This is a genomic window from Paenibacillus sp. 22594, assembly GCF_052044425.1.
Lineage (GTDB): Bacteria > Bacillota > Bacilli > Paenibacillales > Paenibacillaceae > Paenibacillus_AQ.
Genome location: NZ_JBQENA010000012.1, coordinates 74,020 through 87,580, shown reverse-complemented (window position 1 = coordinate 87,580; position 13,561 = coordinate 74,020). Strand labels below are relative to the sequence as shown.

Here is a 13,561-nt window from a genome sequence, read left to right as displayed (position 1 = left end):
TGTACAATGGCAACAACGATTATCATTCTCATTTACCATGCTGTCCCGGCTGAGCCGGGGCAGCATGTGTCATTTTAAGGGCCTTAAGAATGGCTCTCATTCTCAGCCAGTATTTCAAAAAATGAATCAGGAGTGTGATTTACTTATGCAAGCTACATCCAAACAACTGCCTAAATCCATGGCGCGGGGAGAAGGCGCGCAGCAGCCGCGTACTCCGCAGCCGCGCCGTTTCGATCCCAAAGCCATGCTCCACAATGCCGAAATGCAGGCTGCACTTGGCAGCGGGCTACTCATGCTGATCGCCTGGGCCGTCAGTGGCTGGTCGGAGGTATTCTCGGTTCTTCTGTATGTGGTTTCTTACACGGTAGGCGGATGGATCAAGGCGAAAGAAGGCGTGGAGACACTTGTCAAGGAACGTGATCTGGACGTGAACCTTCTGATGATTGCAGCCGCACTGGGCGCTGCATCCATCGGGTACTGGAATGAAGGTGCAATGCTGATCTTTATTTTTGCGCTGAGCGGGGCTCTGGAGAGCTATACGATGGAGCGCAGCAAGAAGGATATTTCATCACTGCTGGCTCTGAAGCCGGCCACCGCCGTTCGTATCGAAAAAGGGGTCATGAGTGAGGTAGCGATTGATCTGCTCGCTGTAGGAGATCTGCTGCTTGTGCGTCCGGGTGAGCTTATTCCGGCAGACGGCACGGTCTACCGGGGAGAATCGGCAGTCAACCAGGCATCCATCACGGGTGAGTCCCTGCCTGTAGAGAAAAGTACGGGCAGCGATGTGTTTGCCGGAACGATCAATGGAGAAGGCCCGCTTTATATAGAGGTGACCAAGTCTGCGGAGAACACCTTGTTTTCAAAAATTATCAAAATGGTAGAAGAAGCCGAAACCGAGGTGCCTGAATCACAACGCTTCATCAAACGGCTGGAGTCCATTTATGCCCGTGTAGTGGTCGCTGCGACGATCGCTCTGATTGCACTGCCGCCGTTTGTTCTGGACTGGAGCTGGAGTGCTACCTTCTATAAGGCAATGGTGTTTCTTGTAGTGGCTTCTCCTTGCGCCTTGGTTTCATCCATTATGCCAGCCATGCTGTCAGCAATCTCCAAAAGCGCCCGTAAAGGCATTCTTTTCAAAGGCGGTGTCCATTTGGAGAATATGGCGAAAACCTCAGTAGTTGCTTTTGACAAGACCGGGACGTTGACTGCTGGGCTTCCGCAGGTGACTGATTTTATTGCCGGAGATGAGTATGACCGCAATGAACTGCTGAGGGTTAGCGCGTCGATTGAGAAGCTGTCCCGCCATCCGCTGGCGGAGGCGATTGTGCGCAAGGCAGAGGAAGAACACCTTGTGCTGCATGTGATTGAAGAGAGCACATCCGTTACCGGCTGGGGGATTGAAGGGCTGATCGCAGGGCGGCTGTGGAGAATCGGCAAGTCCAATCTACTGGATGAACGTAATGAACTCCAGGATGAGCAGTGGAGATCGCTCCGCAAGCAGCTGGAGAGTGAAGGCAAGACGGTATCGCTGATCCTCGACGGCGAACGCATTGCCGGGATGATTGCGCTGCAGGATACGGTGCGTCCGCAGGCGGTTGCGGCGGTTCGGAAGCTGCAGCAGCTGGGCATTAAGGTGGCCATGCTGACGGGTGACCGCGCGGCGACAGCAGAAGTGATAGCCGGGCAGACCGGTGTGGATCTTGTATTCGCAGGACTGCTGCCTGAGGACAAAGTGACGCATATCAAGGCACTGCGTGAACAATACGGAAATGTAATAATGGTGGGGGACGGGGTGAATGATGCTCCGGCACTCGCTACAGCCACAGTTGGCATGGGGATGGGAATGAACGGAAGCGGCGCAGCACTGGAGATTGCCGATGTGGTACTGATGAATGACAATATTGAGGAAATCGCCTCAACGATTAAGCTGGCCCGCCGCACCCAGCGGATCGTGAAGCAGAATATGATCTTTGCCGTCACAGTCATAGCTTCCTTGATGCTGAGCAACTTTTTACAGGGAATTGCCCTTCCGTTTGGAGTCGTTGGCCATGAGGGCAGCACAATCCTTGTCATCCTGAACGGACTGAGACTTTTGCGTTGAAAAAGTCCGGAATCCATATTTTTTACCCATTCCAAAAATTAGATTGCTTAAAATTGAATTGTTCACAAAATAGAGCGATTACATCGTGTCTGGCATATTGACAGATTCCCTTGAGATGAGCATAATTAGTACTACATTATAATAATTTTAATTAAGGAAATATAGAGCGGCGCCTTAGCCGTCCATCTCAAGGAGGATATAGTCATGTATAAATCAATTATTATCGGTACCGGCCCTGCCGGATTGACTGCGGCCATCTACCTGGCCCGTGCTAATCTGAACCCATTGGTTATTGAAGGGCCTCAGCCGGGCGGACAGCTTACCACCACCACGGAAGTGGAGAATTTTCCGGGATTCCCCGATGGCATCATGGGTCCGGAGCTCATGGATAATATGCGCAAGCAGGCTGAACGCTTCGGTGCCAAGTTTGTTACAGGCTGGGTGAACAGTGTAGAGCTTGGGGAACGCCCTTTTAAGCTGAATGTTGAAGGGATGGGCGCACTGACTACGGATACCTTGATTCTCTCGACAGGTGCAACAGCTAAATACCTGGGCATCCCGGGTGAACAGGACAATATCGGACGCGGTGTCAGCACTTGTGCGACCTGCGACGGATTTTTCTTCCGGGGCAAAGAGATCGTGGTGGTCGGCGGCGGCGATTCGGCTCTTGAAGAGGCAGGCTTCCTGACCCGTTTTGCTTCCAAAGTAACTCTTGTGCACCGTCGTGAAGAACTTCGTGCCTCCAAAATCATGCAGGACCGGGTCCGTGACAATGAAAAGGTTGCCTGGGGCCTGAACCGCACTCCGCTGGAAGTAACTGCCGGCGACAGAGGTGTGAATGGAATCAAGGTGCTTAATAATGAAACCGGGGAAGAAGAGTTCATTGAGGCCAGCGGTGTGTTTGTCGCTATTGGGCATCATCCGAATACGGCATTCCTTGGCGGACAGATTACAACGGATGCAAACGGCTATATCGTCACGAATCCAGGCACTTCCGAAACCAACATTCCCGGCGTCTTCGCTTGCGGAGATGTACAGGATACCCGTTACAAACAAGCGATTACCGCAGCGGGCAGCGGATGTATGGCGGCTATGGATGCTGAGAAGTACATTGAGAGCCTGGAGCACAGTGCAGTTATTTTGTAATATGTCCTTGGTATTGCAGGCGCCACGGTGCTATAATATAGTAAGCTGATGTTTTAGTGTAAGTCGATAAAGCTTTTAGGAGGAGATTAGAACATGGAAAACGTAATTGTGTACACCTCGACCAACTGTCCGCATTGCCGTCAGGTTAAAAGCTTCCTGAGTGAGAAGGGCGTCTCCTACGAGGAGCGCAACATCGAACAAAATGATGATTTCGCCCAGCAGGTATGGGATATGGGAATGCGGGCTGTACCTGTAACCGTCATCGGCGATTTCAAAATCGTTGGCATGAACAAAACCCAATTCGACAAGGCGTTGGCCACTGTATAATCGTCAGATCAGGTACTCCTCTGCTTGAGGAAACAAGGGCCGCTTCCGCGCTGGAGGCGGTTTTTTGTATGAATATTTAGATAAGGAGGCGATAGAGAATGTTGATCAGCTTAATCAATTATTGGGACAGGAATGCTGTAGAGCGGCTGCTGGCAGAGTGCATGATGGCGGACGATGAGCGTGTACGGGAGGAAGTGGACCGCTATCTAGCTGATGATTCACGGGAACTGCAGGGCACCTTCATAGATGGTGAATTGGCGGGACTGATCGGCATCCGGCGAGGTCCGGGAACGGAAGCGGAAATCCTGCATATCGCCGTTCAGACCCGCTGGCGGGGCCGTGGAATTGGTGCCGCAATGATCGGAGAACTCCGGAAATGCGGTGGCATCGAAACGCTTCAGGCTGAGACGGACCGGGAAGCTGTGGGTTTTTATAGCCATTGCGGATTTAAGATTAGCAGTTTGGGCGAGAAGTACCCGGGGGTGGAGCGGTTCAGCTGTAAATATACATAATGATTTGAAAAAGGACATAGACAGCAATTCCGCAGGTAATAAGCAGCAATCCTGATTTTTTTTTCGACTGGAACAGGCGTAGAACGCCGAGGCTAATGAGTGGAGCGATGATGAGCAGCAGCAGCAGCACAGTGATGAACATCTGCGCTGAAATATCAGACGTATCAACATAAGTCATGGACTCTCTCTCCATTCAGAAAAAAGGATTGTAGTGACATTTATCACACTTTTATCCCCTATTATAAAGGATTGATCTTCCTTTTTCTGTACTGCTGCCACTATAATTGCGGCAATTTTACGTCAATTTTGCCTAGAGCGTCACCCGGATGTTTCCAAGGAAATGCATCACTGCCGAAAAACCCGCCCCGACCATGGTCCCGCGGCTGCCCAGCCGTGAAAAGATGATTTCGAGCTGCTGCTTATGATACGGAAGGGTCCGCTCGGCAACCACTCTGCGCAGCGGCTCGCCCAGCCAAGGTTCGGCTTCAGATAGAGCACCGCCAATCACGATCAGCTCGGGGTTAAAGCTGTTAATAAGATTGGTAACGCCGATCCCGAGATATTCGCCGATGGTATTGAAATGGCGCAATGTGTCTTCCTGCCCCTCCAGTGCATGCCGGACCAGCTCGGATGTGCTGCGGGCAGGCAGCGCCAGCCCGGGATTGTCGTAAGTTTTCTCTGAAGCGTATAGTTCCCAGCATCCCCGGCTGCCGCAGCTGCAGGGTTTGCCTTCCGCCTCTATGGTCATATGGCCAGTCTCTCCGGCATATCCGCGTGCCCCCTTGTACAGCTCTCCGCCGATAATAATTCCAGAACCAATCCCCGAGCCTGCACTGATATAGAGCAGATGGCGCACATCTCGCGCCGCTCCGAAGTTCAGCTCCCCTTGCGCGCCTGCATTAGCCTCGTTGTCGATCGTAACCGGGACTTCGAAAGACTGCTCCAGAATCCCCCGCAGATCCACCATTTCCCAGCCCAGATTGGGTGCGAACAGCACCACACCATGCTCATCCACCATCCCTGGCACCCCTACCCCAATCCCCACTATGCCGTAAGGCGAGGAAGGGGCTGCTGCAATCAGCTCCGAGATCATGCTTTTCATTTTGTCCAATACATAAGACAGGTCATGCACTTCCAACTGACGGTCCAATTCGTGAAGAATGTTGCCGTCCAAATCGCATAAGACCGCCTTCAGCTGCTTCACCTGCAGTTCGATACCGATTACACTGCCAGCCATACTGTTGAAGTGCAGCATCAGCGGTTTGCGGCCGCCGCTTGATTCGCCCGGCCCAGCCTCGGTGACCAGTTCCTGCCCGCAGAGCTCGGCCACGAGATTGGATACGGTGGCTTTGTTCAGTCCGGTCATTTCGGATACCCGGGCCCGCGATACCGGAGACTGCATCCGAATCGTATGTAAAATAATCGATTTATTGATTTTTTTGACCAGCGCCTGATCACCCGTAACCTTCACAAACTACACTTCCTTCTTGGCAACGTTCTCATAAGAGTATGCCACTTAGTCTAGTGCGATGCGCGGTAAAATGCAACAGTGGCGCTGGATATGTTTAGGCTGTAAGAGTTCTTGCAATCATGGCAAACAAGGGGGAAGCGGAAGAGGCAAACTAGTGCTTGCAAGACTACGAGCCTAGTGTAATAAACGCATAGACGTCGGGGCCGGAGGGTACTTTATGTTAGTGAAGAATAAGAGAGCTGATTGCTGGAAGGGGCTGACCGGCGGTCAAATCCGTCGAAATAAAAAGTCGTAAAAAACTTTGTTTAACCAATATACAAAGTCAAAAAGATGTGTTAAGATGATGCTGTAAACGCTTGCGGACAAAGCAAAATATCGAGGAGGATTACACAAATGGCTTATTTTGAATCAGTGAGCAAGATCTCTTACGAGGGAAGCCGTTCCACCAACCCTTATGCATTCAAATTCTACAACCCGAAAGAAATCGTAGCCGGCAAAACCATGGAAGAACACCTGAAGTTTGCAATGGCTTATTGGCATACACTAACAGCTGGCGGCGCAGATCCGTTCGGCGCTGAAACTGCAGTCCGCGCTTGGGATAAGCTGAACACGATTGACAAGGCAAAAGCCCGTGCAGAAGCAGCATTTGAGTTCATGGAAAAAATGGATCTGCAGTACTACTGCTTCCATGACGTGGATATCGCTCCTGAAGGCGCGTCTTTGCGCGAGTTCTACAGCAACATCGATACCATCGTAGACATTCTTGAACAAGGCATGAAAGCATCCGGCAAAAAATTGCTGTGGAACACTGCCAACATGTTCACCAACCCGCGCTATATGCACGGTGCAGGCTCCACCTGCAACGCTGATGTGTATGCACACGCAGCTGCACAGGTTAAGAAAGGTCTGGAAGTCGGTAAACGTCTAGGCTCTGACAACTATGTATTCTGGGGCGGCCGTGAAGGCTACGAAACTCTGCTGAATACAGATATGGGCCTTGAGCAAGACAACATTGCCCGCCTGTTCAGCATGGCTGTAGACTATGCTAAGGAAATCGGCTTCGACGGCCAGTTCCTGATCGAGCCTAAACCGAAAGAGCCTACCAAACATCAATATGACTTCGACGCAGCAACAACGATCGCGTTCCTGCAGAAGTACAACCTTGATAAACACTTCAAGCTGAATCTTGAAGCTAACCATGCGACACTTGCCGGCCATACTTTCGAGCATGAGCTGCGTGTAGCCCGCATCAACGGCATGCTGGGATCGCTGGATGCGAACCAGGGCGATCCGTTGCTCGGCTGGGATACAGATGAATTCCCTGCAAGCATCTACGATGCTACCCTGACCCTGTATGAAGTGCTGAAGAATGATGGACTGGGTAAAGGCGGAATTAACTTTGACTCCAAGGTACGCCGTCCTTCCTTCGAGCCTGAGGATCTGTTCCTGGCACACATCTCCGGTATGGACATCTATGCCAAGGGTCTGAAAGTTGCCGCTAAGCTGATTGAAGACCGCGTATTCGAGGACTTCATCGCTAAACGTTACAGCAGCTTCACTGAAGGCGTAGGCGCTGACATCGTATCCGGCAAAGCAACATTGGCTTCGCTGGCTGATTATGCATTGAACAATGAAACTCCGCGTCCGAACCAATCCGGACGTCAAGAGCTGCTCAGAGCTACTTTGAACCAGTACATCCTGACAGCTGAGTAAGTTTACACCGGATTTCCGGCACTGTCCGTAGACTGGCAGATCACTAACGCAACGGGGGTTGCTGAAGAGAGCATTCTTCGGCAGCCCCTTTTCTATTGAATAGACAAGCAATTTTGAGGAGGATAACGATGAAATATGTAATCGGTGTCGATCTTGGAACCAGTGCTGTAAAAACTGTATTGGTAGACCCGCAGGGAAAGGTGGCTTTTGAGCACTCCGAATCCTATCCCTTAAGCCGTCCCCAGCCGAACTGGAGTGAGCAGAATCCTGAGGATTGGGTGCAGGGGACGCTGGTCAGCTTACACCGTCTGATTGAAGTATCCGGAGTGGACCCGTCGCAAGTGGACGGCATCAGTTTCTCCGGCCAGATGCACGGACTGGTGCTGGTGGATCGTGAAGGCAAGGTGCTGCGTCCGGCGATTCTCTGGAACGACACCCGGACTACGGCGCAATGCCGGAAGATCGAGAAGACGCTCGGCGCCAAGCTGATCGAAATTGCCAGAAACCGTGCTCTGGAAGGCTTCACTCTGCCTAAGATTCTGTGGGTGCAGGAGAACGAGCCGGAGGTGCTGGCACAGGCTGAGCTATTCCTTCTGCCGAAGGATTATGTTCGTTACCGGCTGACAGGTGATTACGCCATGGATTATTCCGATGCCGCAGGCACACTGCTGCTGGATGTGGCCTCCAAAACATGGAGTGCGGAAATCGCTGAGGCCTTCGGCTTGCCGGTATCCCTTTGTCCGAAGCTTGTGGAATCATTCGACCAGACCGGCACGCTGCTTCCGGAAATTGCTGAAGCATCCGGCCTGCTCCCTTCCACCAAAGTATTCGCCGGTGGCGCAGACAACGCATGTGGTGCACTCGGTGCCGGCATTCTTGGTGAAGGCCGGACCATGTGCAGCATCGGGACCTCCGGTGTGGTGCTGTCCTATGAGAGCAATAAAGACCTGAACCTAGAAGGCAAGGTCCATTTCTTCAACCATGGGGAGAAGGATGCCTATTACATCATGGGGGTTACACTGGCTGCTGGTTATAGCCTCACCTGGTTCAAAGAAACCTTTGCAGGGGACAAAAGCTTTGATGAACTGCTTCAAGGAGTCGATTCCATCCCAGCCGGCAGCGGCGGCCTTCTGTTCACACCATACATTGTCGGTGAGCGCACTCCGCATCCGGATCCTAATATCCGCGGCAGCTTTATCGGCATGGATTCCGGGCATACTTTGGCTCATTTCACCCGTTCGGTGCTGGAGGGAATTACGTTCTCGCTGCGGGAATCTATTGATATTGTGCGTGACTCCGGCAAGGAAATTACCGAGGTTGTAGCGATTGGCGGAGGTGCCAAGAATGAAGCCTGGCTGCAGATGCAGGCGGATATTTTTAACGCCTCGATTATCAAGCTGGAGAGCGAGCAGGGACCGGCTATGGGTGCGGCTATGCTGGCAGCTTATGGCGCCGGCTGGTTCGCATCTCTCGGTGAATGCGCAGAAGCCTTCATCCGTCCTGCAGAAGTGTATAAACCGAATGCTCAGCAAGCCGCAACCTATGATGGATTGTTTGGGCTGTATCAGGAAGTTTATGGGCAAACACGTTCACTAAATGATAAACTGGCACAATACCGTAAATAGTCAGAGCCTGGGCAAGCTCGGGCCTATATCTTGGAATTGCCGGAAGGTCCGTAAGGGCCTTCCGGGATTCTGCCTTAGGGGTTGACCGCAGATGATAAAAGTGCTGATTGTAGATGACGAGCCCAAACTGAGGGAAGGGATGCGAACACTGATTCCATGGGAGGAGCATGGCTATACTGTAGTCGGGATAGCTGCGAGTGGCCTGGAAGCACTTGATAAATTCCGGACACTTGCACCCATGCTGATAATTGCAGATATCCGTATGCCGGGCATGGATGGTCTGGAGCTGGTTGGCGAACTGCGTAAAGAAAACGCTAACTGTCATGTGCTGATCCTTAGCGGTTATGCGGACTTCGAATATGCCAAACGGGCAATTTCCTATCACATTGACGGGTATTTGCTGAAACCGGTGGATGAAGAGGAATTGATCTCCTATTTGCAGGAGCTTCGGGACACCATATCCCGGGAGGAACGTGCCAGCGAATGGCAGAACAATGAAACTGTGCGCAATGAGGATACTTTGCTGCGTCATTTGCTGCAGCCGCAGGAGGAAGATGCCGTCAGGGCTGAAGCTGCTGTGGAGCTTGGTCTGGAAGGGCATAGCTGCGAGGTCGTGCTCCTGGAGTTCAAGGGACTGCAAAAGGGCGGAGATATTCGTGAAGAGCAGGTGAGAAGCGAACTTGAGCAGCAGTGGCAGCCGGATACGGGATTAATATTCACTTTGCCACCTTATTTAGGCATCCTTCTGAAAGAACCGCTCCAGGATGATACCGGCCGTGCCGCCTTGTGGCGGAAGCTGAATGCAGTCATTACCGGATATGGACTAGAATTCCGCGCCGCTGCAGGGGGGAGCGCAGCCGGACCCGAGGAGGCATCACGGTCTTTTACAGCGGCCGCCGGGCTGCTGGAAGAGGCTTTTTTTGGCCGGAAGGATATCATTCTGAGCGGAACACCTGATGATTGGGCGGAACCTGAACCGGAACCGGAGGAGGAGCCGGACCCCGAGCGTGATGTAGAGGTGCAACTGCTACTGGCCATAGAAACCGGAAGCAATGAGGCCATTCCCATGCTGGTGGGACAAATTGTCCGCAAGCTGGTTGCAGCAAGGCGTGACGAAACCTATATCAAGGAAAGTCTGATGCGTATCGTAAGCAGTACCATCGCCCGTCTCGAAGCGGCTAACCCGGATTTCCGCAGCTTCATCCTTAGTCATCCTTCTCCCATGGGCGAGGTATACGGCAGCGATTATCTAATTGACGTGGAGAAGCAGGTCGCAGACTATATGGAGCAAATCTCCAGACAGATGAACAGCGGCGGCCGTGGCGACGAGATCAAACGGATTACCGATCTGATTCAGCGCCGCTATAATGAGAACCTGAAGCTGGGGTCGCTTGCCGAAGTCTTCAATTACAACAGCGCTTATTTGGGTAAAATGTTCAAAAATCAGGTAGGCGAGCACTTTAATACTTATTTGGATAAAGTCAGAATCGAGAAGGCCAAGCAATTTTTGAATCAGGGAATGAAAGTATACGAGGTTGCTGAAAGAGTTGGATATATGAATTCCGATTATTTTAATGCCAAATTCCGCAAATATGTCGGTGTGTCCCCAACCGCTTTCCGTAAGGAACAATAAATGGATCTGCTGAAATGAATATATATCTGTATAATAGTCGTTAAGAGGTACAGGCTGTTCCCATGCTGCAGCAGATGCGGGGAGCAGCCTGTTTCTCATGGTTTGGGCGGAAACATTGGGAGGAGGGATTGGCATTAAAAGTCTGGTGCGAATGATCAATAATTTAAAGCTGAAGTACAAGCTGATTTTTTTCTATATTATTGTGGTGATGATCCCCGTATTGATCGTCGGGATTATACTGACCAGTTATTTCCGCAGTGCGGCCTTGGACAGAGCCATTGAACAGGCAACAAATAATGTGGAGAAGATCAAGAGTCAAATGGTAACCAAACTGCGGGTGCCGACGGACATTTCCAATCTGCTTTATTTTGACAGTAATCTTGAAAAGCTTGTCAATACAAGATACCCCGGCATATTGGAGTTGACGAAGGCCTATCTGAATTATACGGATTTCCAGGATTATATTCTGCAGTATAGGGAGATATCCAACATCCGCTTTTTTATAGATAACCCTACGCTTGTAGATAACATGTCTATCGCTCCGCTGACTCCAGAGATCAAATCGAAGAACTGGTATAAAAGTGCCATGGAGGGCCCGGGTCTTAATTGGATGTATATCCCGGACAAAGAGGCCTATATCAACAGTACAAAAGGAACGATCAACAAGCTCAGTCTGGTCCGGCAAGTTTTTTACCCCGAATATCAGAAAACGGGAATATTGATGGTGCAGGTGGTACAGGATGAACTGAACCAGATGCTCTACCAGGAGCCGTTTGAGACGATTATTACGGATGAGCAGGGATATATTGTGGCCGCTAAGAATCCGCATCTGGTGGGCAGCACACTCGCCGCGTTTGATATCGGGATGGATCTGAAGAAAACGGACAAAAATGTCATCCGCACAACAGTCAAGGGCAAGGATTCTTATGTAATCGTCGATGAGATCAGACCACAGCTTAGTGTAAGCCGGCTGAAAGTAATCTCTGTCTTTGAGACCAAGAGCATACTGAGCTCCGCGAACAAGGTAAGTCTTCTGGGGCTGCTGATCATTGGTGGTGTCCTGCTAATTGCACTCGTACTGGTGTATGTTATTTCTTTTCTAATGACCAATCGTCTGCTGCGGCTGAGCCGTCAATTGAATCAGGTCGCCCTCGGCAATCTGAACGTAGTCTCGCAAATGGACGGGACCGATGAAATCGGCCAACTCTCTCGCCAATTCAATTATATGGTAGCCAGTATTAACCGACTGCTGTCTCAAGTCGTGGAGAGCAATGAGAAAAACAACAAGCTGGAGATCGCCCAGAGAGAGATCAAGCTGAAAATGATGGCGAGTCAGATTCATCCGCATTTTCTGTTCAATGCGCTGGAATCGATCCGTATGAATGCCCACCTTAAGGGGGAGAAGGAGATCGCCAACATTGTGCGGCTGCTGGGCAAGCTTATGCGTAAAAACCTGGAAGTGGGCCGGGACCGGGCACCGATCAAAGAAGAAGTGGAAATGATGCGTTCGTACCTGGAGATTCAAAAGTTCCGCTATGAAGAGCGGCTGGAATATGAGATAGAGTTCGATACCAAAGCCGCAGATATTCTGATTCCGCCCCTGATCATTCAACCTATGGTTGAGAATTCGGTGGTTCATGGGCTGGAGAACAAAGCAGGCACGGTGCATGTCCATGTCAGCATATCACTCCATGAGGATGAAGTTAAGGTATGTGTTACCGACGATGGAATCGGGATGACGGAGGAGCGTCTTACCGAGATTGTCTCTGTCATCTCCCAGGCAGAGGAGGAACCTCAGAGCCGCATCGGGCTGCGTAACGTTCATCAGCGTCTGGTACTATATTACGGGGAATCACACGGGCTCAATATATCCAGTAAAAAGGGAGCGGGAACAGAAATCTCCTTCTCGATTCCCCGATTGTGAGGTCTCAAGGGTAGCGCTTTCACTGAATGTCTAATTTGCACTGATTTTACGTAAAATCTGTCGGGTATTCTCTCCAAGTGGCGTACGTTATGATATGTGTATACAAAACGAAGGGGGAATATTGAACGTGAAAGCGCTCACGGAGAATGGTGTTACAGTTAATGAAAGCGTAACCCCTGTCCCACCTACGAAACGGAATAGTGGATTTTGGAAAAGCGTACTGCAGCAAAAGTACTTGTATCTGATGTCTCTACCGTTCGTGATCTGGGTATTTGTTTTCAGTTACGTGCCCTTATGGGGATGGTTGATGGCATTTCAGAATTATAAACCGATCAAGTCGTTTAGAGATCAGAAATGGGTAGGGCTTAAGAATTTTAAGGAGCTTTTCCATGATGAACGTTTCTATCTTGTTCTGAGAAATACCCTGGCCATGAGTGGACTTGGACTCGTATTCGGATTCGTTGTTCCGATAATGTTTGCGGTAATGCTTAATGAGCTGCGGGGGAGTGTATTCAAGAGAACGGTTCAGACCATATCCTATCTGCCTCACTTTGTATCCTGGGTTGTTGTTGGCGGGATTGTTTATAAGACACTCGCGATCGACGGAGGGATTGTCAACGATCTGTTGACACATCTCCATATCATTGATGAGCCGATTCAGTTCATGGCGAAGGCCAAGATGTTCTGGGGTGTTGTAACGGCAGCGGATCTGTGGAAAGAAACGGGTTGGAACGCGATTATCTATTTGGCAGCGATTACAGGGATCGATAAAGAACTCTATGAAGCTGCAAAAGTAGACGGTGCCGGAAGAATCAAGCAAATGTTCAATATTACTTTGCCGGGTATTCGTACCACTATTACGGTATTGCTGATTATGTCCATTGGACATCTGGTCGGTATTGGCTTCGAAAAGCAGTTCCAGCTCAGCAACAACCTCGTTACCGATTATTCCGAAGTGTTGGATATCTATGCACTTAAGTACGGGATTCAGATCGGGCGGTTCTCCTATGGTACAGCCATTAGCATGTTCACCTCGGTAGTCAGTGTAATCTTGCTGCTTACAGCCAACGGTGTTATGAAGAAATTCACTAAAGAAAGCATCATGTAAG

General features: G+C 50.6%; 11 protein-coding genes. 9 read left to right on the top strand and 2 right to left on the bottom strand.

The window, feature by feature from the left end:
* The first annotated feature begins 145 nt into the window (after positions 1-145).
* The 4 genes from ACTJKB_RS27315 (at position 146) to ACTJKB_RS27300 (ending at position 4,086) form a co-directional block, all read left to right on the top strand.
* Positions 146-2,101, top strand: a complete 1,956-nt coding sequence (locus tag ACTJKB_RS27315) for a heavy metal translocating P-type ATPase (protein ID WP_440837471.1) — start codon at positions 146-148, stop codon at positions 2,099-2,101.
* 204 nt (positions 2,102-2,305) lie between these two features.
* Complete coding sequence (gene trxB / locus ACTJKB_RS27310) at positions 2,306-3,247, top strand: thioredoxin-disulfide reductase (RefSeq protein ID WP_074085008.1); 942 nt, start codon at positions 2,306-2,308, stop codon at positions 3,245-3,247.
* A gap of 93 nt (positions 3,248-3,340) precedes the next feature.
* A complete protein-coding gene (locus ACTJKB_RS27305; protein WP_074085007.1) occupies positions 3,341-3,574 on the top strand; it encodes a glutaredoxin family protein in 234 nt (77 codons plus the stop codon).
* A gap of 98 nt (positions 3,575-3,672) precedes the next feature.
* Positions 3,673-4,086 (top strand): GNAT family N-acetyltransferase, encoded by a 414-nt coding sequence (locus ACTJKB_RS27300; protein ID WP_440837470.1) that lies wholly within the window; start codon positions 3,673-3,675, stop codon positions 4,084-4,086.
* On the opposite strand, the gene ACTJKB_RS27295 is transcribed toward ACTJKB_RS27300, so the two are convergent.
* Both ACTJKB_RS27295 and ACTJKB_RS27290 read right to left on the bottom strand, forming a co-directional pair.
* Positions 4,067-4,264 carry a hypothetical protein gene (locus ACTJKB_RS27295; protein WP_440837469.1) on the bottom strand — a complete coding sequence of 66 codons (198 nt, stop codon included), beginning with the start codon at positions 4,262-4,264 and terminating at the stop codon, positions 4,067-4,069. The two genes, ACTJKB_RS27300 and ACTJKB_RS27295, sit on opposite strands and share 20 nt — an antisense overlap.
* Positions 4,265-4,396: 132 nt before the next feature.
* Positions 4,397-5,557, bottom strand: coding sequence for an ROK family protein (locus ACTJKB_RS27290; protein WP_440837468.1), 1,161 nt, complete (start codon positions 5,555-5,557; stop codon positions 4,397-4,399).
* Between the two features lie 393 nt (positions 5,558-5,950).
* Between ACTJKB_RS27290 and xylA the strand changes: the two genes are divergently transcribed.
* The 5 genes from xylA to ACTJKB_RS27265 all read left to right on the top strand — a co-directional run bounded on the left by xylA (position 5,951) and on the right by ACTJKB_RS27265 (position 13,560).
* The gene (xylA, locus tag ACTJKB_RS27285) at positions 5,951-7,270 is read left to right on the top strand and encodes a xylose isomerase (protein ID WP_440837467.1); all 1,320 of its coding nucleotides are present in this window, start codon (positions 5,951-5,953) and stop codon (positions 7,268-7,270) included.
* 128 nt (positions 7,271-7,398) lie between these two features.
* A complete protein-coding gene (gene xylB, locus ACTJKB_RS27280) occupies positions 7,399-8,895 on the top strand; it encodes a xylulokinase (protein WP_440837466.1) in 1,497 nt (498 codons plus the stop codon).
* A gap of 91 nt (positions 8,896-8,986) precedes the next feature.
* A complete protein-coding gene (locus tag ACTJKB_RS27275; protein ID WP_440837465.1) occupies positions 8,987-10,528 on the top strand; it encodes a response regulator transcription factor in 1,542 nt (513 codons plus the stop codon).
* 151 nt (positions 10,529-10,679) lie between these two features.
* Positions 10,680-12,452 carry a sensor histidine kinase gene (locus ACTJKB_RS27270; protein ID WP_440837464.1) on the top strand — a complete coding sequence of 591 codons (1,773 nt, stop codon included), beginning with the start codon at positions 10,680-10,682 and terminating at the stop codon, positions 12,450-12,452.
* A 127-nt stretch (positions 12,453-12,579) separates the two neighbouring features.
* A complete protein-coding gene (locus ACTJKB_RS27265) occupies positions 12,580-13,560 on the top strand; it encodes an ABC transporter permease (RefSeq protein WP_440837463.1) in 981 nt (326 codons plus the stop codon).
* Position 13,561: the final 1 nt, after the last annotated feature.

Bases quoted from the DNA above. Each gene is read 5' to 3' on its own strand.
- ACTJKB_RS27315 (WP_440837471.1), top strand. From the start codon at position 146: ATGCAAGCTACATCCAAACAACTGCCTAAATCCATGGCGCGGGGAGAA.
- ACTJKB_RS27270 (WP_440837464.1), top strand. From the start codon at position 10,680: ATGATCAATAATTTAAAGCTGAAGTACAAGCTGATTTTTTTCTATATT.
- xylA (WP_440837467.1), top strand. From the start codon at position 5,951: ATGGCTTATTTTGAATCAGTGAGCAAGATCTCTTACGAGGGAAGCCGT.
- ACTJKB_RS27300 (WP_440837470.1), top strand. From the start codon at position 3,673: ATGTTGATCAGCTTAATCAATTATTGGGACAGGAATGCTGTAGAGCGG.
- ACTJKB_RS27295 (WP_440837469.1), bottom strand. From the start codon at position 4,264: ATGACTTATGTTGATACGTCTGATATTTCAGCGCAGATGTTCATCACT.
- trxB (WP_074085008.1), top strand. From the start codon at position 2,306: ATGTATAAATCAATTATTATCGGTACCGGCCCTGCCGGATTGACTGCG.
- xylB (WP_440837466.1), top strand. From the start codon at position 7,399: ATGAAATATGTAATCGGTGTCGATCTTGGAACCAGTGCTGTAAAAACT.
- ACTJKB_RS27275 (WP_440837465.1), top strand. From the start codon at position 8,987: ATGATAAAAGTGCTGATTGTAGATGACGAGCCCAAACTGAGGGAAGGG.
- ACTJKB_RS27305 (WP_074085007.1), top strand. From the start codon at position 3,341: ATGGAAAACGTAATTGTGTACACCTCGACCAACTGTCCGCATTGCCGT.